We start from the raw sequence: 22,991 nt of genomic DNA on the forward strand, positions 1-22,991 counted from the left end.
GATCGGGTTGAAGAAAGGCAAGGCATGGACGCCGCCGAACAGGCCTTGTAGCCTCCCGTCGAGCAAAGCTCTCAACTCCGGGAAACCGCCTCCGCTTAACCGGTCGACGTAGGTGATAAGTTGTACACTGTTTTTCATACGGTGCTCTTCGTCTGGGGGCCTCCACTGAGGAGGGCGCATGGGTCATTGGGGTCTCTCAGTTGAACTGCCGGTGATGAGACGACTTTCTCCAAGCAGACCCTGTTCGTCCATGATCGGATGCGCAACGGAAACGATATGGGCGTTGATGCGTTTGAGATCACGCAGGATGTCGAGATGAAGGGAGCTGGTCTGCAGGCTTTCGGTCCGTCCGTCACGCAATCGTTCGAGGTGTCGCTCCGAAGACCGTTTCTCCATGTGGCGCACCTCGATCTTTCGCTCCATAAGTTGTTTTGCGAGGTTGACGTCACGGGTGATGAGAATCGTCTGGGCGATCCTGAGATTGTCGATGGTCAGCTGGAAAAGCTGCTGAAGCTCGGCAAAACCGTCATCGGAGAATTTGAGGCCCTGACCGATCTTCTTGGTGACCTCCGGTAAAAGGCCCTTTTCGATAATGTCACCGATATGCTCGAGGTTGATGGCATAGTCGATGATGACGATGGAACGGCGACCCTCATCTTCAGACAGTCCGGCTCGCCCGAGTTTCGAGAGATAGACTTTGACCTCTTGCTGCAGCCGGTCGACCTGACGTTCAAGCGGCGAGATATCCCTGAGCCTTGCGGCATTGTTCCGCTCGAAGGCGTCCGACACTTTCAGGAGCATTCGTTCGATCAGATCTCCGACACCAAGCACCTCGCGTGAAGCGCTGGTGAGGGCCACGATCGGCGTCGAAAGTTCATCCGGATCCAGAAATTTGGGTGTGTTCTCCGTCTGGGCCTCCTCGGGAATCAGGATGGTCATCCAGCGCGCGAGGAGTTTGGAAAATGGCCAGGCCAGAAGCGCCAGAGCGATGTTGAAGGCCAGATGCGCATCGACTGGTAGCTTGGCGTAGGGGAGGGGCAACATCGAAAGCCAGTCGGCCAAAATGCCGGCCGCAGGCAGAGTGAGCACGCAGCCTATCGCCCGAACGATGAGATTGCCCAACGTGACGCGTCTGGAGGCTGCCGGCCCCGACAGAGCAGCAATCACTGGCGGGATCGCGCCTCCCAGATTGGCCCCCAGAACCAGAGCGACAACAAGGCCACCAGACAGAAGGCCGGTCGTAGCCAATGACAGAATGAGGACGACCGCGGCAAGGCTTGAGGATGACACAAATGCGATCACTGCGGCTAAGATCATCGCGACAGGCCACGCGTCGTCGAGCAGCCCGATGAAGGCTCCAAGCGCCTGAGAATGACGTAAGGGTTCGGTCGCTGCGCTGAGGAGATGCAGCGAGAGCAGCATCAGCGCGATACCTATCATTGCCGTGCCGGCGCCTTGGCGGGAGGTTGAGCCGCCTCGGTAAAGAACGATGCCCACAACCAATAGAAACGGCGAAATCCACTCAATGCCGGTCGCAACGATCCAGGCTGTGACAGCCGTACCGACATTAGCCCCAAGCAGCACGACCTGCGCCATGCGTGGCTTTATCAATTCCCGCTCAACGAACGACGAAACCATAAGCGCGGTCGCTGTGGAACTCTGAAGCGCAACGGTCGCAACGAAACCCGTCAGGAACGATCGGACGCTGCTTTTCGTCCCGGTAGCGAGACTGGTTCTTAGCTTTGAGCCAAGCGCGCGCGATGCCCCATCCTTCACCTGAGCCAGGCCGAACAGAAGCAATGCAACGGCGCCGGACAGGTTTATGATGACGATCAGTGATTCCAATTCTGACTCCGCAACTGAAAACAGGCTAGTCCGTGGGCCTTCAATGGTTGACCTTCTGCAGTCAAATCAAGGTGCCGGTGGGCAACCGGGAGGAATGCTGCCCACCGGCGGCCCGCCCACGCCGCCGCGCGGGCAGGTTACCCGACATATCATGCACGGTGTCATTCTGCCTTGAGCCGGCAGTCAGCCGGCTAGAAACAAGGGGCGACGATGCGGTGAATGTCCTCGGTAGCCGCGACGATATTCTGGCCGGCTACCTCGTGCGATCCGCTGGTTACCACAAGGAGGCCCGCTTCTTCGCAGATGACGGATCCTGCGGCGATGTCCCAGATACTCGTGTTCTTTTCGACATAGCCATCGGTCATTCCAAGTGCCGCGAACCCAAGACCGACCGTTCCACACCGATATTCCGTCACTCCCCATCCTGCCTCTCTAAGTGCGAGCTCGACCTCGGCAACTTCTCTGGCGGGCCAGCGAACACTTTCACCGACAGAGGCGAGACGGACGGAAGGGAAGTCGACCCTTCTTTGGTAGGGAGCGCCATTTTTAAAGATGCCCGTCCCTGTCGCGGCCCCAAGTCGTAATCCAAGGCACGGATAAGCGATAACGCCGACACGGGATAATCCGTTCTCCACGAAGCCGATTGAAACTCCCCAGAGCGGGGAGCCGCGCAGGAAGTTCACCGTGCCGTCGATGGGATCGATAGACCAGAATGCGTCCGATCCGCCTCCGCCCATCTCTTCTCCCATCACGTGGTCGTCGGGAAACCATGTAACAAGCGTCTCTCGAATAAGTGCCTCAACGCGCCGATCCGCTTCCGAGACAAACTCGCTTGCCGTCTTCTCCTCCGCAACGAATTGGCTACGCTCGTGAAAGAGCTGTAGAGCCAACGCCGAAGCCTCGGTCATGATCGTGTTTGCCGCATCCAGGCGTTTGAGATAATCCATGGTTTGACCTTCAATGCGCGTCAAGAAGGTCAGGGATATCAGTCGAAATGGTTTGCGCTCCAAGATTAAGCAATCTCCTGGCAACAAGCGGATCGTTAACGACAGAAACCGCAAATTCAATGCCGCTGTCCGCCAGCACCTTCATTGCTTCGTCGTCCAGCACGTCTTTCGTGACGTGAAGCAACTGGCATTTTGTCTCTTTGAGTAGCGCAACCGGATCCTTTGGAGGAATGCATACAAAGTATGCCCGTGGCACGTCAGGCAGGATGCGGGCGGCAGCGTGGATCGAGCGAATCGAGAAACTTCCGACAAAGAGTCGTTCGCGATCTTTCGGCCACAAGGCTTTTAGCACATTGAGCGCAATCTCCGCAGTTTCGATGTCGTCGCCCGGTGTGGGCTTCAATTCAAGCTGCAAGCCGACGTCAAGGTCGAGAACGGTTTCGATCAACTCCTCGAGCGTTGGAACCTGAATGCCCGAGAATTCCTCGCCAAATGACGCGCGGGCATCGAGACGTCGGATCTCTTCAAACGTCATGCCTGCGACAAAACCCTTGCCATTTGTCGTGCGGTCTACAGTATCATCATGGATGATGATCGGCTTCTGATCACGCGTCAATTTAACGTCGACCTCAACCCATCTGGCGCCTTTTTCAACAGCAGCCCTGATCCCTGCAAGCGTATTCTCAGGCGCAAGGCGAGGTGCGCCGCGATGGGCGATGATGGGTTCGGGAACAACGAAATGGCGGCCGGTGTCTGTTGCGCGTTTGAGCGCCGAGCTCTGAGACATGGAAGATCCTTGCTTATACGAAAAAAGGACGCGAAGAGCGGCTGAACCGCCCTTCGCTCTTCGGTTACTGAAGGGTGACGTTCTTGATGAATTCGTTTTTGATATCGTCACTCAGCGGCTGGGCTGCCCAGGTGAAGCTGGCCTTTCGCTGCGTGGCAGGAACGAGCGCTGCGGTGCCGTCTGCATCCGTGTTTTGCGGGGCCGAGCCAAATTCCTGAGTGAATTGAGTTTGGGTCTTCGCACTGGTCAGCCAGTTGATGAAGACAAGGGCTGCAGCCTTGTGCTTTGCATTGGCCGGTATGAACACGACGTTGCCTCCGCCGGGCATGCCGAAATCAGGGACGTAAACTTTAATAGTCTTTGGCACTTCACCCCTCTTCTGGAGCGCAGCGATATAGTCCTCCCATCCCGCGACGATCGTGAATTCACCCGAGGTGAGCCGGGTCACGCTGTCTGCATAAGACGCGGTTATCACGAACTGGTCTTTTCTCTTGTTGAACCAGTCCCACGCCGGCGCGAACTTTCTCTGTGTCTCTGAATTGGTCGTTCCGGCGGCATAATCCACATCAGGCGCAAATTGGCGCACGACACCCTCAATGAACGCTGGTCCTGCGCCCCCGTTTTCAACGTTGAATCCGAGTTCTCCGGGATGATTTTGCAAGAACGCCGAGAATTGGTCGAGCGTACGCGGAAGATCGGCTTCCTGGGTCCTGGCGGAATCATAGGCAATGACTGTCTGGTTGCCCCAGAACGCCACTGCATATCCCTTGCTATCCGTGCCCTCGATGGAATAGCGAAGCTTGGCGGCCTCGGGCAGTTGCTTGCTCAGCGGCCCATAGAAGCTGTCTTCAGGGAGTTTCTTGATTTCCTTGCCGGCGGTGGAAAGGACGTCGATATCGCCCTCGGCGCGTCCCCTTTCGGCAAGGAATTTGTTCATGTTGGCTTTCGAATCTCCATCGGGGATCGTCACTTTGATCCCGTATTCAGACTCGAATTGCTTCACCTGTTCGCGAAACTTTGCTTGATTGAACCAGTTGAACCAGGTGAGTTCGCCCTCCTTCTTTGCCTGCGTGACGATTTCATCCCACGACATCGACTTCAAGTCCTGTGCCTGGACCGGCACGCTCATCGTCAGTACCGCTACACTTATTGCGGCGAGTTTCTTCAGCATCGCACTTTACCTCCCGTTTGGATTGACTTGCTTGGTGGTCACCCTCGTCATCCCTTGCCGGTGATTGCCGCTGGGTTATTGCTTGCGAGGAAGCGTTCGACGAGCAGCATCAAAAGGACGTTGGGGATTACGAGGATCAGGGAAACGACCGCGGCATTGGGTCGAATGAAGTTGTAGCCAAGATAAGAGTAAAGAATCGTCGGGACGGTCGTGAAATCCGGTGCGCCAACAATATAGGCGATGCCGAATTCTTCGATTGAGAGGATGAAGACGATAATAAATGCAGCGATCAGGCCAGGTTTAATAATTGGCATATAAGCCGTGCGGAATACTGCGATGCGAGATGCACCCATGTCGCGTGCAGCATCGATGAGGTCCTGTCGAATAAGTGAGAACGACACCGTCAGAATGCGGATCGCATAAGGCAGCAGAACAACCGTGTGTCCGATCAGAATACCCAGGAACCTCGAATAGAGCCCGAGATTTATAAGCAGCGAGGAGAAGAAAATTGCGACCACAAAACCCGGCAGGACGAGCGGCAGTAGCGTCAGCGCCTGCAACACCGGCTTTCCCGGAAATTCCAGCCTGCCGAAGGCATAGGCCGTGGGTAGAGCAAGGACGAGAGTAACCGCGGCAACGCAAGGGGCCAGCGTATAACTGTTTCTCAACGCCTCCGGCAGCGCCGTGGTATTCCAGACCTCAATCCAGCGTGAGAAGGAAAGTACCGGCGGCAAAACGTCAGGATAGGCCCATGGATGATTGATATCGACAAGCGACCACAGGGCCGCCATTGCAAAGGGCAGGAGAAGCCATACTGCCCCGACGATAATGACGGTTGCAACAAGAAGGCGGTTAAACCAGTGATGGTTCTTGAGGTACATGCTCGCCATCGTCATGCCCTCCCAAGACGGGATAGAAGCTGCGCAACACCGGCCAGCAGGATTGCCCCGAAAAGAGAAAGGGCCATCAAAAGCATCGCGACGACTGCCGCAAGGTTCCACCCGTCAGCGCTTGCGTCCTGTGTCCGAAGCATCAGCTGCGCCAGCGAGTTGATGGTGGTCGGTCCGGCAACGACCTGGAAGGAAAAGTCACCGGCAGCTCCGATGAAGATGAGGACAAGAGCCGCCTGCAAAGAGCGTATTGTGAGTGGCACGATGATCTTTCGGAACCGGTCCATAGCGCCTGCGCCCAGATCTCGGGCAGCATTGAGAATGTCATCCCCGATCGACTGTACAGCGCCGGTGAGAAGAAGCAGTGCAAATGGCATCTGCTTCCAAACCTGAAGGAATATCACGCCGATGCCATAACTGTCGTTTTGCATTCGGATCGGCCGGGCGACGATGCCGAGCTTCACCAGCGCGAGATTCAAAAATCCCTGAAATGAGATAAAGTTGATAAACAGGAATGCGGCGACAAGCCCGTGAACGAGCAGTGGTGCTTTCAGAACAGCACTTATCACTCCGGATCCGAGAAACGGTTTGCGAAGCCATAATGCAAGCGGATAGGCAACCGCAACTGCAAGGACTGAACTGATGATTGCAATCCGGGCGGAATACCAGAAGGCGCGCCAGACCTGGCCGTCCGACAGCATGGTCTGCCAGAACCGAAGGGAAAATCCGCTTGAACCAGCAAAATTCAGAAAGCCGAACGATTGTGAGACGGCCATTCCGATGACGACGCTGGTGAATACGAGGATGACGCCAAGACCGGGAAGAAGGAGAAGATAGGCCTGCAGACTGTTGCGGAGGGTCATTCGACGGCCTCCTTCAGGAAACGGATCTTCTCCGGCGCAATCTCGAAGCGGTATGTGGAAGCTTCGTTGATGGATGACTGTCCGAGCACCTGAATTCGGAAAGTGCTCTCCTGTTTTTCCGGAGCAGCGACTGTGAGGTCAGTGAGGTTGCCAAGGAAGCTGCGAGTTCGCACCTCGAAGGAATAGATATTGGCGCCCGGGCCATCGTCCGGGCGACTGACGGCATCTTCCGGTCGCCAACTGGCGTAGACACTTTTAGCCACTGGCGGCGTTTCCGAAGCGATCAAAGTCTCGCCAAGCGGCGTGGTCGCTCGATAGTGACCGGTCGCGTCGTCCCGTCCGGTGACATGAGCAGCCATTATGTTTGCCGTCCCGACGAAGTCGGCGACAAAGCGGTTGACCGGCTGATAGTAGACCTCGTTCGGTGTGCCACTCTGTTCGATCTTTCCTCCGTTCATGACCACCACGAGATCGGACATCGCCAAAGCCTCCGATTGATCATGTGTGACATAGACTGCAGTGAAACCATGGGTTTTCTGAAGTTGGCGGATCTCGAAACGAACCTGATCGCGAAGCCGGGCATCGAGATTGGAAAGCGGTTCGTCAAAAAGGATGACGCCTGGTCGCACGGCCAAAGCACGCGCGAGCGCGACACGTTGCTGCTGTCCGCCCGACAGTTGGCCGGGTAGCTTGCTTAGTTGAGTTTGGAGTGACACTTGTGCAGCGGATTCGGCCACGCGCTTCTCGATCTCGGCCTTTGGTGTCCGCTTTTGTCTCAACCCGAAAGCGATGTTCTCAAACACCGTCATATGCGGGAACAACGCGTAAGACTGGAAACACATCGCGGTGTTCCTCCTCTCCGGAGAAACGCCGGTCATATCGTCGCCATCGATCCCGATCCTTCCATCGTCAAGATCGATGAAGCCGGCAATGGCGCGCAGTAGAGTGGTCTTCCCGCAGCCGGAAGGTCCGAGCAGCGTTACGAACTGCCCTTGCTGAGCTCCAAACGTTATCCCCTTCAGGGCTTCATAAGACCCAAATCGGATCCTTGCATTGGCCACATCGAGTACGCTCATTTGTCCTCCCAGACTGGTAATTCCTTTATAATGCGTTGTGTATAATAAAAATTAGCGCCTGAAATGCAAATGAATTTTCGATCATATTGCCGATATTTCGCGCAAGCTACGAAATTCATTGGATAAAAATCTCTGAAAGGATACCGGTGTCCAAGGCGACTTGAAACCTAGGTTAGTTTCACATACGCTGCTTATGATATTCGAGTTGGAGCTACGTAAGAAGGCAGTTGGAGAATGGCGGACAACTTATCCTTGGTTCCGGTCAGTCCGCAGAAGGCTTTCAGCAAGCCACTCTCGCAAAATGAGAGAATGATCCTCGAGATCATCCGACGAAATAACGGGATAAAGAGATCGGCGATTGCGTCGATGACCAATCTTACCCAACCGTCGGTCCACCGGATCATTGATAGCCTGATTGAGAGCAGCTATCTGATTTTCGGGGACACCGTCATTGAAGGGCGAGGCAAGCCAAGCAAGGGGCTTCAGCTTAACGCCAGGGCAGCTTACTCGATCGGTATTTCGGTGAACACTGACAGCGCCTCGTTTTGTCTCTGCGATCTGCGCTGCAATGTCATCCACGAAGAAATACTCGACATCCCTCCTACTAATCGTTCCCGAACTCTGGTGCTCCTTAAGGAGCGTGTCTGGCGGGCGATGAAGTCTAACGATGTGCCACGTGACAAGCTTGTTGGAGCGGGCTTCGCGATGGCGGGTTTTTTTGTTGGCCGGGATCACTACTTCAATGCACCGGAGCCGCTCGCTGATTGGTCTCTGGTCGATCTCCAAAGCGAACTGGCCGCGCTTTTTGAGGTGCCGATCTGGACCGAGAACAACTGCACAACAGGCGCGGTGGGCGAAGCCATTTTGGGTGCCGGCCTGACCTATCCGACGTTCGGATATCTCTCTTTCAACTATGGTTTTGGGGCAGGCGTGGTCGTTGACGGGAAACCCGTATTCGGATCTTTCCGCAACGCGGGCGAGATTAGCCGCATTTACACGACGGAGGAAGGCGTGCATCGGCCGGCACTGGGAGGGTTGTTGTCGCAGCTTCAGCAACGTGGTGTCGTCGTGGAAGGAATCAGAGACCTTCGTAGAAACTTCGATCCCGAATGGCCGGGTGTACGCAAGTGGGTTGAGGAGGTTTCGCCATTCCTCAATCGCGCCATCGACGCAATGTGGGCTGTCATCGACCCGGCTGCGATTGTCCTTGGCGGGGAATTGCCCAAGGGACTGGGGGACCTATTGCTAGAGGTTCCACCAACTCCGCGCTTTGTTCGAATGAACACCCCCCCAGAGTACCCGCGAATTCTTCTAAGCGAGATTGAAGGCGATCCCGCCGTGATTGGTGCGGCGCTTGTTCCACTAAAGGAGTTGTTTTTCAACTAACCGGATATCTGCGGTCAGGGGATCCTTCGCGGGCACCAGACTTCCTCAGATGAGCTTTCTACGAATTGCGAGCGCGGTGAGATGGGCTTTGCTTCGGACATCGAAGCGCTTCATGGCCTCGCGGAGCTTGACGCGGACGCTGTTGTATTTGACCCCTTCGACATCAGCGATCTCTTCCATTGTCTTGCCGACGGCGATCCATCTCAGATAGGTCGCCTCTTTCGGATCGAGCCATGCGGCATCTTCGGCGGTGGGCGTGATCAGAAGGAAGGAGATGCGGGCATGGAGCTGCCCGACGGCCGCCGCTGCTGCAACCGCATCGATTTCCCGATCAAGCGAGATTGCCGGCCTCTCCGACGCCAGCGTGAACATCGACATGGAACCGTTGGCGGTCCTGATGGGAATGGTGATGCCCGAGCGAATACCGAAGTCAGCTGCTTGCGCATAGAAGGCGCGCTCTTCCTTCGATAGCTTCGGCCTCTCCTGTTCGCCCGACCAGGCAAAGACATGCTTCATGGATCGCGCACGTTTGACGACCGGGTCGAGCGCGTCGAATTTCTTGTCGAAATAGGTTGATTGCCACTCGCGGTGATAGTTGGTCACCGCGATGACATGCTTGTGCTGGATATGGAGATAGGCGTACCCGGTGAAGCCGAAATGTTCGGCAAGGTCGGCAAGGCCATTATTCAGGATGCACTCGTCGCCCTGAATTGCGGCAAGATCGGTCAGCTTTTCCAGCCAGTGCTGCATTCCACATCTCCATTTGAGCGATGTCGGGATCTCGCCCTTTGCTATGTGACCCAACAGATGGTCGACCTCCAAGGTGTTAGGAACGCATTAAGGGGTCTGCTAGCGCGCACTGATCCCGACACCATCACTCTGGTTCAGATGTGTCAGGGTCTGACAATCGCGAGAGTCGCGCTATGATGTCGGTCCCACGTTCGATGCCTTTTCGTTCTGAGGCGGGCGAGGACTTGGGGTCGCCTGTCGCCGTGTCGTTCTCTGCCCGCTTCGATATGGGAAGGCGTTCGTCTGACTTTACGAAAACGCAAGCCGCAACGACCGCCTTGATGCCGAGCGGTCGGTAGTTGGTAGTAAGATCTGGCTGGCTTCGCAGGTCGTTCGAAGAGAACTGATTCTTTTGAATGTCGCTGTCCATTTGCCTCCCTTTTCGCGGGTCTTTATCCCGTATTGCCTTCAGCCCATTGCGCGGTGAAGCGGGCGGCCGAAGTCAGGTTCATCGTCGAGCGGCTTCGCGAGGCTCTTTCTTCGCGAGGAGTCGTTCTCATAGGGGATAAGCTCGACAATGAAGATCACAGCGTACCTGCCAAGCGGACGAAGTGTAATTTCACTGGATGTCAATATGACGAGATCGAGAGGTTGAATTTCAGCTTTAGGCTGAAGAACAATATAGGGAGAATTACCGATCAGCATCGTTGTGCCAGCACCGGGCTGTATCGAAATCGTGTCGTCGATGACGCGACGCTGCACTCTGTGCGTGAAGCGTCCTCGTCTACTCATCACGTTCAGATCTGTAATGGGCCCATTCAACAAGCGACCGTTTATTCCCAGATCTGCAGCGAAAGAAAATGGTTCGCTACCGCGCTGTAACTCGTTCATCGATCCCGTCTCGGCTACGAGCTCGATACCGTCACCATCAAGGAGACTGAGCGTTCGATCAATGTCGGGGAAGATAGAAAAGGGGCCGTCGGCCGCCACTTTTGCAATACTGACACGCCAATCGAAATCGTTGACCGAGGCTCCGGGAGGATGTACGGCAACCTCAAGCGTTTCGCCACCACCGTTCTTCCATGGCATCGAGTGATAGTCGCCCTTTCGGATAATCTGCATACTTCGTCTCCTCGCTTCGCGGAGGGCCGGTTGGCGACCCCCCGCTGGCGGTTCCCTCAATTTCCCAGAATGCCGGGCAGGCGAAGACCCTGCTCCTTGGCGCAATCGATAGCGATGTCGTAGCCGGCATCGGCATGGCGCATGACGCCCGTCGCCGGGTCGTTCCAGAGAACACGTTCCAAGCGGCGGGCCGCATCGTCAGTGCCGTCGGCGCAGATGACCATGCCGGAATGCTGGGAAAAGCCCATGCCGACGCCACCGCCGTGGTGCAGGGAGACCCAGGTCGCACCGGACGCCGCGTTGAGCAGCGCGTTCAGGAGCGGCCAGTCGGAAACGGCATCCGATCCGTCCTTCATGGCTTCCGTTTCGCGGTTCGGCGAGGCGACCGAGCCGCTGTCGAGATGGTCGCGGCCGATGACGATCGGGGCGGAGAGTTCGCCGTTACGGACCATTTCGTTGAAAGCGAGTCCGAGCTTGTGGCGGTCTCCCAGACCCACCCAGCAGATGCGCGCCGGCAGGCCCTGGAACGCGATGCGTTCGCGCGCCATGTCCAGCCAGTTGTGCAGGTGCTTGTTGTCGGGCAGCAGTTCCTTCACCTTGGCGTCGGTCTTGTAGATGTCTTCGGGATCACCGGAAAGCGCTGCCCAGCGGAACGGGCCGATGCCGCGGCAGAAGAGCGGGCGGATATAGGCCGGCACGAAACCGGGAAAAGCGAAGGCGTTTTCCAGTCCTTCATCCTTAGCGACCTGACGTATGTTGTTGCCGTAGTCCAATGTCGGCACGCCGGCATCCCAGAAGGCGACCATGGCTTCCACATGCTGCTTCATCGAGGCGCGGGCGGCGACTTCGACCGACTTCGGGTCGCTTTCGCGCTTGGCCCTGTGTTCGGCAACCGTCCAACCGATCGGCAGGTAGCCGTTCAGCGGGTCGTGGGCCGAGGTCTGGTCGGTGACGATGTCTGGACGCGGCCCGCCTGATTTCATACGCTTGACCAGCTCCGGAAAGACTTCTGCAGCGTTGCCGAGCAGGCCGACAGACTTGGCTTCGCCCGCCTTGGTCCACTGGTCGATCAGCGCCAGCGCTTCGTCGAGCGTCTTCGCCTTGGCGTCGACGTAACGAGTGCGCAGACGGAAATCGATGCGCGTCTCGTCGCTCTCGACGGCGAGGCAGGAGGCGCCGGCCATGACGGCGGCCAGCGGCTGGGCACCGCCCATGCCGCCGAGGCCGCCCGTCAGGATCCACTTGCCCTTGAGGTTGCCGTCATAATGCTGGCGACCAGCCTCGACGAAGGTTTCATAAGTGCCCTGGACGATCCCTTGCGTGCCGATATAAATCCACGAGCCGGCGGTCATCTGGCCATACATAGCGAGACCCTTCTTATCCAGCTCGTTGAAGTGATCCCAGGTCGCCCAATGCGGCACGAGGTTGGAGTTGGCGATCAGCACGCGCGGCGCATCCTTGTGGGTGCGAAAAACACCGACCGGCTTGCCCGATTGCACGAGGAGCGTTTCATCCTCGTTCAAATCCTTCAGCGTTGCGACGATGCGGTCAAAATCCTCCCAGGTGCGAGCAGCACGGCCGATACCGCCGTAGACGACCAGCTCATGCGGGTTCTCGGCCACGTCAGGATCGAGATTGTTCATCAGCATACGCAGCGGCGCTTCCGTCATCCAGCTCTTGGCATTGAGTTCATTGCCCTGCGGTGCGCGGACGTCGCGGATATTGTGGCGTGGGTTGGTCATCTAGTTTTTAGCTCCTCGCTTCGTTCTTGAGATCAGCTGCAACGTGCTCCAGGCGCGTCAGTATTTCGTTCAGATGGACACGAAGACGTTCTGCCTTCGCCGGGTCGTAGGCGAAGGGCGGTGCTTCGGTCTGGAGATGCGTCGACTGGGCAAGCTCCATTTGGATCGCATGCACGCCCGTCTCCGGCCTGCCATAGTGGCGCGTCGTCCACCCGCCCTTGAAGCGGCCGTTGAGGTTGCCACTAAAGCCTTTGGCCGACGCAACGACGTCCACTGTGGCCTCTTGGATCCGCGGATCGCAGGTCACACCTCCGTCAGTGCCGATGTTGAAATCCGGAAGCCTGCCTTCGAACAGAAAGGGGATATGTGATCGGATTGAGTGGCAGTCATAGATGATGGCGATACCATGGATCGCCTTGATCCGTTTTATCTCCGCCAGCAGAGCGGCGTGATAAGGTTCGTGGAAGCTGGCGACACGTGCTGCCACATCCTCGGCGCTAGGCTCGGCGCCGATAGTCCAGATAGGATTGCCGTCGAAATCTGTCGTCGGAACGAGTCCGGTCGTATTCTGGCCGGGGTATAAGGACGTCCCAGCCGGATCGCGATTGGCGTCAATGACGTAGCGATGGAAGGTTGCTCGAACGACAGTAGCGTTTTCCAGCAAGCCATCGTACAGATTATGTATATGCCAATCGGTGTCAGCAAGCCGTCGACCATTGTCGTTCAGTTTGTGCCATATATCACCTGGAACATCGGTTGCAGTATGCGGCACACCAAGAATGACGGGGGAAGTACCTTGTTGGACTTCAAAAACGCTCATCGATTGCTCTCTATTGCAAAAGACAACTCATGGGGTGCTGATCGCGACGCACGAGTAGTCATGGTTTTTGATTTCAGGGCCGCAATCTGCGGCCTTTGAATATTCGGGCATGCAGCGGATTGAACCCGATGCGATAAACGAGTTCGGCCGGTCGCCCGATATTCCACACAGCGAAATCGGCGGATTTGCCAACTTCAAGCGTGCCTGTGGTCGTGACCAAGCCGAGTGCACGCGCAGCTTCCCGGGTCGCCCCAGCAACGCATTCGTCGACACTCAATCCGAAAAGCGTGGCCGACATATTCATGGCCAGCAGCATGGACGTCAGAGGCGAGGTTCCTGGATTACAATCTGTCGCGATGGCGATGCTGGCACCTGCGTCCCTCAGCGCCTGAACCGGTGGTAGCTGCTTTTCCCGCAGGGTGTAGAAAGCTCCGGGCAGGAGGACGGCAACGGTCCCAGACGCAGCCAACGCCCTGGCGCCATGTTCATCGAGATATTCTAGATGGTCTGCCGAAAGCGCCCCGCGAGAAGCCGCGAGTTTTGCTCCACCGAGATTGCTCAACTGCTCGGCATGCAACTTGATAGGCAACCCATGCCTTTCGGCAGCGTCGAAAACGCGAGAAATCTCGTCAGGAGAAAAGGCAATACCCTCACAGAAGCCGTCGACAGCATCAACCAGCCCTTCTCGTCTGGCTGCCTCGAGGCCAGGAATAACAACATCTTCGATGTACCCACCGTTGTTACCACGATAAGCTTCCGGCGTCGCGTGCGCTGCCAGATAGCTCGTTACGATCCGCACAGGGCGTAACGCCGCGAGCCGCCTCGCGGCTCGAAGCATCTTCAATTCCGTTCCGACATTGAGGCCGTAGCCCGACTTGACCTCCACGGTGCCGACTCCTTCGGAGAGGAGAGCGTCCAATCGGGGAAGTGCCTGAAGGACCAATTCGTCCTCCGAAAGCGCGTTAGTCGCCTTAACAGAGGAGACAATGCCGCCGCCGGCTCTCGCAATCTCTTCATAGGTTGCGCCCGAAAGCCTCATCTCGAATTCCAACGCCCTGTCGCCGCCGAAAACCAGATGTGTATGGCAGTCGATCAGGGCGGGCGTTACCCACCGACCTCCCAAATCAACCTCAATCGCTCCCTTTGTCAGGGAGGCGGGGAGATCATTGTCTGTACCGACATAAGAAATCTGCTCGCCTTTGACGATGACTACGCCACCGTCGATGATGCCAAGGCCATCCGTTCCTTCCGCGACGGTTGCCAGTCGCGCATTCCTCCAGATGACGACTTCCTCATCCGATGTGGGTTTTGCCTCTGACACCTCGATCCCCATATCAATTGGATTTGTCTTTCCTTATCTGTATTTTGTATATACCAATGGCGTAAATTGCAAGAACCAAGTTGATCGTTTTGGCGATCGCATCAAGCTCGGAGAAGAGGTTATGGGAGAGTTGGATCGCACCACACTATTTGCGAAGAGCGCCCTTTTGCCCACCGGTTGGCATAAGAACGTTCTGCTGCGGATCGAGGGCGGCTTTATCGCGTCCGTCGAAACAGGTACGGCGGCAACGTCGGCCGACGAGCGCCACAACCTCATCTTGCCCGCGATGGGCAATCTTCATAGCCATGCCTTTCAGCGCGCCATGGCAGGCTTGGCCGAAACACGCGGACCAACCGATGACAGCTTCTGGAGCTGGCGAAATGTGATGTACCGGTTCGCTTTGACAATGAGCCCGGATGATGTCGAGGCCGTCGCTTCGCAGCTATACATGGAGATGCTTGAAGCGGGCTACAGCCGTGTCGGTGAGTTTCACTACCTGCATCACAGCCCAGATGGCAGCCACTACTCAAATATTGCCGAGATGGCGGAACGCATTATCGCGGCGGCCAGCGCCACAGGAATAAGTCTGACATTACTGCCGGTCTTTTACGCTCATTCGGGGTTTGGTGGCCTTGCTCCGGTCGAGGGGCAACGGCGGTTCATCAACTCGCTCGACAGTTACGACCAACTGATGAGCGAGTGCCAATCGCTAGTCGGGAAAATTGCTGGCGCCGAACTCGGCGTGGCGCCCCACAGCCTGAGAGCCGTCACGCCGCAAGAGTTGCTTCAGATCACTGAAAGGTGGGCCAGAGGGCCGATCCACATTCACATTGCCGAGCAAATGAAGGAGGTCACAGATTGTCTCGCCTGGTCCTCCGCCCGCCCCGTCGAATGGTTGCTGGACAATGCGCCGGTCGACCAGCGCTGGTGCCTCATTCATGCGACCCATATGACCGAAACCGAAACGCGTAGAGTTGCGCGTAGTGGTGCAGTTGCGGGTCTTTGCCCGATAACCGAGGCCAATCTCGGGGATGGCATATTTCCCGGCCATGCATTCGTTGAGGAGGGAGGCAGGATCGGCATCGGATCGGATTCGAACATCCTGATCTCCCTCGCTGGTGAATTGCGGCAACTCGAATACTCGCAGAGGCTGGGACGTCAGATGAGAAACGTACTGGCGGCGCCGAATGAATCCACGGGCCGTCATCTTCTTGAGTCAGCAGGCCGCGGTGGCACTGTGGCTTTGGGATCGGAGATTGGCATCGAGGCCGGCAACTCAGCCGATTTGCTGTCGCTCAATGTCGATGCCGTTTCCTACCTTGAGAGAGATGAAATTCTGGACCACTGGATATTTGCCGACGGGGTGACGATCGACAGCGTCTGGGTTCGCGGCCGCAGACAAGTCGTTGCGGGACGCCATGTCGCTCGCGACGAAATCAATCGTCGCTTTCTCGCCACGATGCATAAGTTGCTTCGTCGATAGCGGGCTGCAAGTGCGAGCGCGGGAAACACTTCCCGTAACGCTGCGAGGATATTTGGCCCGGCGTCCAGAACATAACTCCTTGGCAGCATCAACTGCAAAAGGGGCGTCGAGCGCCCCTTTTGTCTTTTATGTTGATCCGGTCGATCTAGTTGCGCCGGCCGGTAAAGACATTCAGGCCTACAAGGCGGTCGATGATCAGAACGACAATTGCCGAGCCAATGACCGACCAGGTGGAGACGGCAGCAATCAGCGGTCTATATTGGTACAAGAGATATTCGTAGATCTTGATGGGCAACGGCTGCAATTCGCGCGGCGTGAGAAACACGGAGATCGAAAAGTCGTTCCATGACGTTATGAACGCAAACAGGAAGCCGGCAATGACTCCGGGTTTGATCAAGGGCAGTGTCACCGAAACGAAAGTCCGCCATGGATTTGCCCCGACGCTGCTGGCTGCATCCTCCAGCGCAGGATCAAGATGCTCGGTAACCGCCGTGATGGTACGAACCGGATACGGCATGGTGATTATCACGTGGCCAATCATGAGGATGAACAGATTGGTCACACCGAACACGTAGATCATCACGGAATAAAGGGACAAGGCGAAGATCACCGAGGGCACCAGCAACGGTCCCATGAACGACAAGGTCAGGATTTTCGCCACCGTCGGCGGGGCTTTTCGCAATTGCAACGCAACGGGAAGGGCAAAGAGCGTCGAGACAGAAGCTGCCACCGATGCGACGACAAAACTGATGAGCGCACCATTAACGAAGCTGCCGTCGGTCAGCGCCGCAGTCATCCAGTGCAAGGTCAACTGTCGCGGTGGGAAAAACATCGCTTCCGCGTTCAAGGCTGCGCCCGCGACCACGATAAGCGGGGCGATAACAAAGACAAATGCACAAAATGCGGCAATTCCCAGTGCCGAAGGAAGCGGTAACCGCACTTTCCTGCCTGGAGCTATTAAGGTGGTGCTCATGCCGCTCTCCTCGCCGTTCGGAATGTTCGATTGATGGCGAACAAATAGATTGCGGTAATCAGGATGCTCAGGATTGTCAGGCTAATCCCGATCGCGGCGGCGAAGGGAAAATTGCCTTGCACGGTTGCCTGTTCGTACGCCATCATCCCCATCATTCTCACTCGACCACCCCCCATCAGGGACGGGATGGCGAATGCTGCAGCGTTTAGCGTGAAAGCAATCAGGGTGCCCGCGACCACTCCCGGCAGCGAGAGCGGAAATGTCACGGCCCAAAAAGTCCTGTACTTGTTCGCACCGACGCTCTCTGCCGCCTCTTTGAGCGCCGGGTCGATCGCGGCGATTACGCCGATAAGGGGCAAAACAACGTAAGGCACGGCAATCTGGATCAAGCCGATCAAGACGCCAAGCTCGGTATACATAATGCGGACCTTTGGCATGCCGATAAAGGTCAGGGCGCTGTCGACAAGTCCGCCGCTCATCAGAAGCACATTCAAGCCGAAAATCCGAATGACAATGTTTACCGAGAGCGAGACGACCACCATGCTGGTGAGAAAACCTCTCCGATGCGGGGGAAGTTCAGCGATATAGTAGGCAAGCACATAGCCAATAATTAAAGCAAAGACCGTGGAGACAACCGACAGCCTTACGGTCGTCCAAAGCGCTGTTTCCAGATAGAAGGGATCTGTCCAGAACCGCGCATAATGCTCGAGTGTGCCGGTAAACACAGGCGCACTGCCAACCTCATGCGTGGACATGCTTGTTCCGACAAGCCAGCCCATGGGGACAAAAAAGAACAGGATGACGAAGATGAAAGGCACGAATAGCGGTGCACGCGCGGCCCAGGCAACTACCCGGCCCCGCAGGCCGCCCTGATCGTCAGTCTGCGGCAATGACGGCATTGGTGACATTGATCCTGACCTTATCTCCGGGGTTCAAAATATCGGCGTTCGATCGCTCCTGAAGGAAGATCGGCGCCTCGGGGTCGTGCGTGAGATGGATACCGTAACGGATCGCCGATCCCTCATAGACCACGTCACTCACGGTGCCTTCGAGCTGGTTTGCAGTCAGATCGGTTCCCTGCCGCTCAAGCACAAGCCACTCGGGTCGAACGATGACGGTAACCTTCTCGCCTGTCGGCTTTGCCGCGGGCGCATGCGCGGTCACGATCGCACCATTGCCAAGCTTGATCTCGGCTTTGCTCTCCTGAGTATTCTGCACCAGTTCGCCATGCATGAAATTGGCGCTACCAAGGAAGCCCGCGACGAAACGGTTCGCTGGTCGTTCGTATACGGTCCGTGGGTCTGCTATCTGCTGAATTTTGCCGGATTGCATGACGACGACCTGATCGGACATCGAGAGCGCTTCTTCCTGGTCGTGGGTGACGAATAGCATCGTCACGCCAAGAGACCGTTGCAGCCGCTTCAGTTCAATGCGGAGTTCTTCACGCAGCCGCCTATCCAGATTGGATAGCGGCTCATCGAGAATGATGACCTCCGGATCAATGGCAAGGGCGCGCGCCATTGCGACGCGCTGCTGTTGGCCTCCGCTCAATTCGCGCGGATAGCGATCCTTCAACCCGGTCAATTGTACCATGCCAAGCGCCCGATCTACACGACGAGCAATTTCTTCTCTGGGTAGTTTGCGGATGCGAAGACCAAACGAGAGTATCTCCGCGACCGTCATATGGGGCCACAGGGCGTAATTCTGGAAAACCACGCCGATGTTGCGTTTGTATGGAGGCAGATGGGTTACTTCTCTGCCTCTGATCGACACGCGACCGCTATCGGGGATGATGAACCCACCGATCATGCGCAGCGTTGTCGTCTTGCCGCAGCCGCTCGGACCAAGAACGGTGATGAACTCACCGTTCTTGACCTGGAGAGAAACGTCATCGAGAACGATGACGTCGCCGTAAGCCTTGCGGCAATGCGAAAGCTCAATGTCAAAATTTTCAGCCATTAGCGTTGAATTTCCCGTTCCCAGCGCTGCTGCCATTGATCATAGACCGACACGATGTACTTCCAGTCGGCACTTTGAAGGTCATTGACGTTGTCCGGCGTGATCATGATCTTGGCCTGAACATCCTGCGGCAACTTGGTTTCTTTGTTCGTCGGGAAGTAGCCAAGGCGGGTTGCCATGTTGAGGCCGGCTTCGGGGCTCAACAAATGATTGACCAGCTTCTCTGCCAGTTCGGTGTTCGGCCGGCCAGCAACTACGCTGAGTGTCGAGGCAAGCGGGAAGAACCCTTCCTTCGGAATGGCACCCTGGATTTTCAGGCCTTCAGTGTCACGCGCCCAGGCAATTCGACCATCGGTCCACATGCTCATGGAAATCTGATCGTTGCGGTACAGTTCGAGATGGTTGGCATGGGAATCGACCCAGACATCGATGTTCTGGGCAATTTTTGCCATTTCAGCGAAGCCGGCGTCCGGACTGCGCTCACTGCCGCCGGCGCGCTTTGCGAAGAGCGTGATCAGATCGATGTTTTCGGGTCGGAAGCCGCGCAGTGCGATCCGGCCCTTATATTCCGGCTTTGCGAGATCGTACCACGATTCCGGGGCCTTAACTTCGGCCGGATTGTAGGCGATGACGTATGCTCCGAAATTCGCGGCAACGACCGCATCGGAGTAGATTGCCTTCGGGTAGATGTTTTTGAGATTGGGAACAAGCTTCGGGTCGAGGGGCGCAAAGGCCTTCTCAGCTTCCATACGGAGGGCGAAGACCGGATCGGAAACGATCACATCGACTTCCTTATTGCGGACGCGCGCGATGTTGCTGGCACCGGAACCCGCAACGATTGTCACCTTCACCCCGTTTTCCTGCTCGAAGGACTTGACGCTCGCAGCCATCGCCTCGTCGTAAGCGCCGCCGAAGCCGCTGAGAATAAGTTCTTTCTGTTGCGCGAGCGCTGCCGAGCTCAATGCGCAGGCTGCAACCAGCAACATGCCACCGGCGATGGCTTTACCAAAATGCCATTTCATATCAGTTCCCCTTTGGTTGAAGTTCGACCCGCACTAAGACGAGACAAACCGCTCCGCGCCGGAATCTTTGCCGCGCGCAGACACTCAGTTGAGTTCGGATTTCATGACTGGCCCCTCCTGGGGCGCGTCAACTCGCAAACGAGCGGCTCGCTCGAGGCGTCTGTTGCCGGCGACGGGCGATAATCAGCGTGGTCGGGCAAGTCCTGCATGAGCCCTGAAGCTCAAAAGTCTTTCGAGACCATTCCGGATCGAGCGGATTGTCAAACTGTGTACACGCCCAGACACCCACGGATCGCCGGCGATTAGTCCGGCGCGCAGCGTCTTGTTCGGAACTTCATTGATCATTTCGAATTCGAACCAGAATGCCATTTCCTGTTCTCCTCTTTCCGCATTCTTTGCTGCGGTTTGGTCTATACATATTAACAGATTGGCATGGCCAATCAAGTCAATTTTTATGCAGGCCTAAACGTAAGGCGGCCCCGCTATCGGGGGCCGCATGGTTGAACGCATTTACGCGAGTTCGACCGTCAACATGATGGGCGTTTTGTCGCCAAAGTTGCTGTCCAGAACCGCCCGGCCAACCTTGGCGAGGTCTTCGGCGTATTGCGGCAGGATCTCACCGAGCACCGGCGTTGCGATGTCTTCGGTTACTTCGCCGTATTGCACGATGACCTTGTTGCCGGTGCCCTGCGAATAGCGGATACGGCCGACCGGAGCGTCACACTGACGTTCCTTCACATGAACCGGCGAAGTGCTGACCACGGGAGCCCAGGCGTACATGGATTCACCGCTGACAACAGCGTGGTCCTGAACGACGGTGAACGGCAAAGCCTCGATGAGGTCATTGCAGAGTTCCGGGTTTTCCTTGGTAGCAAGATAGGCAATGACGCTGATGCCGAGTGGCTGCCATGTGAGGCGTACCTTCTGGCCTTCGTTGATCTTCACGCGCCGCGAGAGATCGGCCAGTGCCGCGATAGAACCTTCGGGGGTCTCGTAGGTGAGATGCTTGCCGATGCTCCAGGGGAAATAGTGGAAGGACCAGGCAGCCAGTCGGTTGAGATATCCGAGGAACGCCTTGACCGCCTCAACCGCTTCCCCGCGGCTGGAAGCTGTCGGCAGGTGCTTCGTGATCGCTTCGGCGAACGCGCCCATTTCCTGCAGGCCGCTATAACGCAGGTAGTTGCTGTATGCGTAATCAAAGCGATGAACCAGTGCGCAGCACTGCTCGAGGGTGAAGCGCTCGTCCTGGAACGTGAGCAGGAGGGGGTACCATGTGTACATCGACTGGTCGCGAAGCATGCCGTTCACGAAGTCCAGGTTGGTGAAGTACTGGTTGTTTGTGCCGACCGCGAAGGTCCCGGTGCGGATATCGTGAAGTTCCTTCGGCTCGGTGCTTTCATAAGCACGGGTCGCCTCCTTCACCGCCTTCACGACGTCACTCAAGCTATTATACGACATTTCGCAGATCCCTATCGTTGATCGTGCGGCTACGAGGCCGCACGGGGATAAGCATATCCAATAATGCCATTTTGTATAGACCATTTATCCATTCTGGTTTGGACGATGATGCTCTTAGCTTCCCGAAATTGGAACGTACGGCGAACATAAGTGCCGTGAAGCCACGCCGGGCACTCTAGGTCGATGTCCTCTGGGTGACTGCTTGGGGAGAAATATTTTCCATAAACGGTCAAAATTGGGGGATAAGTAGACAAATATGGCATTATGTATAGCATAAATCTGCGAGAACGACTATTTTTATCATCATTTCGGCTTGAGATCGGCGAATAAACAAATATGGTCTATACCTATTCAGGTTATGGCTTTCGGTTTGACCTGAAAAAATTCCAAAAGGGGAAGCGAAATGGGAAGATTGGTTGAGATCGCGTGGCCAGAGCTCGACATCGTCGTGGTGGCCGAGCTCGCAGACGAGGAAAATCCCGAACTCTGCGAGGAGTTTTGGCAGGACCTGCCATTCAAGGTCATGCAGGCGCATCCGGTCGTGTCGGGAGAGTCACTTTATGCGTGGACGCCAACGATCAGCACGGCACCAGTTCGGTTGCGCCGACGCATTGTCGATTGCGCAATCGGTGACCTGAGATACTCCCAAGCCACCGGCAACAAGTTTTCGATCCAGTACGGCAAGGGACTTGAGCCGCTCGCTCAGCCCGTCCTCGGAAAAGTCCTGGAGGAATATCATCATCTGCTGCCAGTCGTCGGCAAGGCGATCTGGAACAACCTGTTTTTCGCAAAGGAAAAGATCTTCGTGGAGGTAAGGCCGCACGACGTGTCACAGGCGTTCAAAGGCGAAGGCAGGTTTGCAAATCTGAAGGGCGCTGCTGCGGTATTTTATGCGGAAGCCAAAAGGATCCAGACGGACGAACCGGAAGACTTGCGTCGCATACGGACGGGTGAGATTGGTGACACTGGAACGTATGGTCAGTATTTCACTGCGTGGGACTTCGCCAACGGCATGCTCCGCGACTACATCATGTACACTGCGTATCCACTTCTGAAGCTGATCGACACACTCTCGCATGAGGATTTTGTGGCGGCGGTCGAGGCGTTTGATCCTGCCTATTCGGAATATCTTGGCTACTCCGGACTGAACACGCTGCTCGACTTCTCCAACAAGCTGCGTGCCGCCATCCGTGAGACTGACGACAAGGAAGAGCTCCGCACGCTGCTGCGAACCTTCATTATGTATGGCAATCGGCTATGCGCCTGGTCATATCATTACTTCCCCTGGTACCTTGGGATGTTTTATGGGCGTGCAGTGAACGGTCAGGAATTTCCCGGTCGATTCAACCAGATTAAGCCAAACTAATCAGTCTCATAGAATATATCCATTCCTCCGG

The 22,991-nt window shown here is 56.4% G+C and carries 21 protein-coding genes; 3 read left to right on the plus strand and 18 right to left on the minus strand.

The features are described 5' to 3' along the window. Positions 1-183: 183 nt before the first annotated feature. The 7 genes from DXT96_RS25555 to DXT96_RS25585 all read right to left on the minus strand — a co-directional run bounded on the left by DXT96_RS25555 (position 184) and on the right by DXT96_RS25585 (position 7,579). On the minus strand, positions 184-1,845 hold the full coding sequence (locus DXT96_RS25555) for a Na/Pi cotransporter family protein (RefSeq protein WP_071208159.1): 1,662 nt from the start codon (positions 1,843-1,845) through the stop codon (positions 184-186). A 191-nt stretch (positions 1,846-2,036) separates the two neighbouring features. Further along, entirely contained in the window at positions 2,037-2,792 is a 756-nt protein-coding gene (locus DXT96_RS25560; RefSeq protein WP_071208161.1) for an inositol monophosphatase family protein, read from the minus strand. Positions 2,793-2,802: 10 nt separating this feature from the next. Next, positions 2,803-3,579 carry a glycerophosphodiester phosphodiesterase family protein gene (locus tag DXT96_RS25565; protein ID WP_071208163.1) on the minus strand — a complete coding sequence of 259 codons (777 nt, stop codon included), beginning with the start codon at positions 3,577-3,579 and terminating at the stop codon, positions 2,803-2,805. Between the two features lie 64 nt (positions 3,580-3,643). Beyond that, positions 3,644-4,750: an extracellular solute-binding protein gene (locus tag DXT96_RS25570; RefSeq protein ID WP_071208166.1), complete on the minus strand. Its 1,107-nt coding sequence runs from the start codon at positions 4,748-4,750 to the stop codon at positions 3,644-3,646. Between the two features lie 47 nt (positions 4,751-4,797). Beyond that, complete coding sequence (locus DXT96_RS25575) at positions 4,798-5,640, minus strand: ABC transporter permease (RefSeq protein ID WP_197523755.1); 843 nt, start codon at positions 5,638-5,640, stop codon at positions 4,798-4,800. A 2-nt stretch (positions 5,641-5,642) separates the two neighbouring features. Beyond that, positions 5,643-6,503, minus strand: a complete 861-nt coding sequence (locus tag DXT96_RS25580) for an ABC transporter permease (RefSeq protein ID WP_153517042.1) — start codon at positions 6,501-6,503, stop codon at positions 5,643-5,645. Further along, complete coding sequence (locus DXT96_RS25585) at positions 6,500-7,579, minus strand: ABC transporter ATP-binding protein (protein WP_060718054.1); 1,080 nt, start codon at positions 7,577-7,579, stop codon at positions 6,500-6,502. The genes DXT96_RS25580 and DXT96_RS25585 overlap by 4 nt, the downstream gene beginning before the upstream one ends. Before the next feature lie 234 nt (positions 7,580-7,813). Here DXT96_RS25585 and DXT96_RS25590 point away from each other — a divergent pair, with 234 nt between their 5' ends. After that, positions 7,814-8,965, plus strand: coding sequence for an ROK family transcriptional regulator (locus DXT96_RS25590; protein WP_071208172.1), 1,152 nt, complete (start codon positions 7,814-7,816; stop codon positions 8,963-8,965). A gap of 45 nt (positions 8,966-9,010) precedes the next feature. On the opposite strand, the gene traR is transcribed toward DXT96_RS25590, so the two are convergent. From traR to hutI, 5 genes are all read right to left on the minus strand, one after another. Beyond that, positions 9,011-9,715: a transcriptional regulator TraR gene (traR, locus tag DXT96_RS25595; RefSeq protein ID WP_153517043.1), complete on the minus strand. Its 705-nt coding sequence runs from the start codon at positions 9,713-9,715 to the stop codon at positions 9,011-9,013. A 447-nt stretch (positions 9,716-10,162) separates the two neighbouring features. Continuing rightward, complete coding sequence (locus tag DXT96_RS25600) at positions 10,163-10,816, minus strand: HutD family protein (RefSeq protein ID WP_071208177.1); 654 nt, start codon at positions 10,814-10,816, stop codon at positions 10,163-10,165. A 56-nt stretch (positions 10,817-10,872) separates the two neighbouring features. Continuing rightward, a complete protein-coding gene (gene hutU, locus DXT96_RS25605) occupies positions 10,873-12,558 on the minus strand; it encodes a urocanate hydratase (RefSeq protein ID WP_071208179.1) in 1,686 nt (561 codons plus the stop codon). 7 nt (positions 12,559-12,565) lie between these two features. After that, positions 12,566-13,378, minus strand: a complete 813-nt coding sequence (hutG, locus tag DXT96_RS25610) for an N-formylglutamate deformylase (RefSeq protein ID WP_153517044.1) — start codon at positions 13,376-13,378, stop codon at positions 12,566-12,568. A 73-nt stretch (positions 13,379-13,451) separates the two neighbouring features. Next, positions 13,452-14,699, minus strand: coding sequence for an imidazolonepropionase (gene hutI / locus DXT96_RS25615; RefSeq protein ID WP_234617928.1), 1,248 nt, complete (start codon positions 14,697-14,699; stop codon positions 13,452-13,454). A gap of 121 nt (positions 14,700-14,820) precedes the next feature. Between hutI and DXT96_RS25620 the strand changes: the two genes are divergently transcribed. Further along, positions 14,821-16,182, plus strand: a complete 1,362-nt coding sequence (locus DXT96_RS25620; protein ID WP_153517063.1) for a formimidoylglutamate deiminase — start codon at positions 14,821-14,823, stop codon at positions 16,180-16,182. Positions 16,183-16,327: 145 nt separating this feature from the next. Here the strand turns inward: DXT96_RS25620 and DXT96_RS25625 are convergent, their stop codons facing one another. The 6 genes from DXT96_RS25625 to DXT96_RS25650 form a co-directional block, all read right to left on the minus strand. Beyond that, positions 16,328-17,155 (minus strand): ABC transporter permease, encoded by an 828-nt coding sequence (locus DXT96_RS25625; protein WP_071208187.1) that lies wholly within the window; start codon positions 17,153-17,155, stop codon positions 16,328-16,330. Continuing rightward, positions 17,152-18,054 carry an ABC transporter permease gene (locus DXT96_RS25630; RefSeq protein WP_060718524.1) on the minus strand — a complete coding sequence of 301 codons (903 nt, stop codon included), beginning with the start codon at positions 18,052-18,054 and terminating at the stop codon, positions 17,152-17,154. Before DXT96_RS25630 ends, DXT96_RS25625 begins: the two co-directional genes overlap by 4 nt. Then, on the minus strand, positions 18,032-19,114 hold the full coding sequence (locus DXT96_RS25635; protein ID WP_060718525.1) for an ABC transporter ATP-binding protein: 1,083 nt from the start codon (positions 19,112-19,114) through the stop codon (positions 18,032-18,034). Before DXT96_RS25635 ends, DXT96_RS25630 begins: the two co-directional genes overlap by 23 nt. Beyond that, complete coding sequence (locus DXT96_RS25640; RefSeq protein ID WP_071208189.1) at positions 19,114-20,136, minus strand: ABC transporter substrate-binding protein; 1,023 nt, start codon at positions 20,134-20,136, stop codon at positions 19,114-19,116. The genes DXT96_RS25635 and DXT96_RS25640 overlap by 1 nt, the downstream gene beginning before the upstream one ends. A 183-nt stretch (positions 20,137-20,319) precedes the next feature. Next, positions 20,320-20,505 carry a hypothetical protein gene (locus DXT96_RS25645; RefSeq protein WP_060718527.1) on the minus strand — a complete coding sequence of 62 codons (186 nt, stop codon included), beginning with the start codon at positions 20,503-20,505 and terminating at the stop codon, positions 20,320-20,322. Between the two features lie 141 nt (positions 20,506-20,646). Further along, on the minus strand, positions 20,647-21,594 hold the full coding sequence (locus DXT96_RS25650) for a hypothetical protein (protein ID WP_071208191.1): 948 nt from the start codon (positions 21,592-21,594) through the stop codon (positions 20,647-20,649). A gap of 403 nt (positions 21,595-21,997) precedes the next feature. On the opposite strand from DXT96_RS25650, the gene DXT96_RS25655 reads away from it, so the two are divergent. After that, complete coding sequence (locus DXT96_RS25655) at positions 21,998-22,960, plus strand: DUF3830 family protein (protein WP_071208193.1); 963 nt, start codon at positions 21,998-22,000, stop codon at positions 22,958-22,960. The last annotated feature ends 31 nt before the right edge of the window (positions 22,961-22,991 follow it).

The organism is Agrobacterium sp. ICMP 6402 (genome assembly GCF_009498615.1).
Classification (GTDB): Bacteria; Pseudomonadota; Alphaproteobacteria; order Rhizobiales; family Rhizobiaceae; genus Agrobacterium; species Agrobacterium burrii.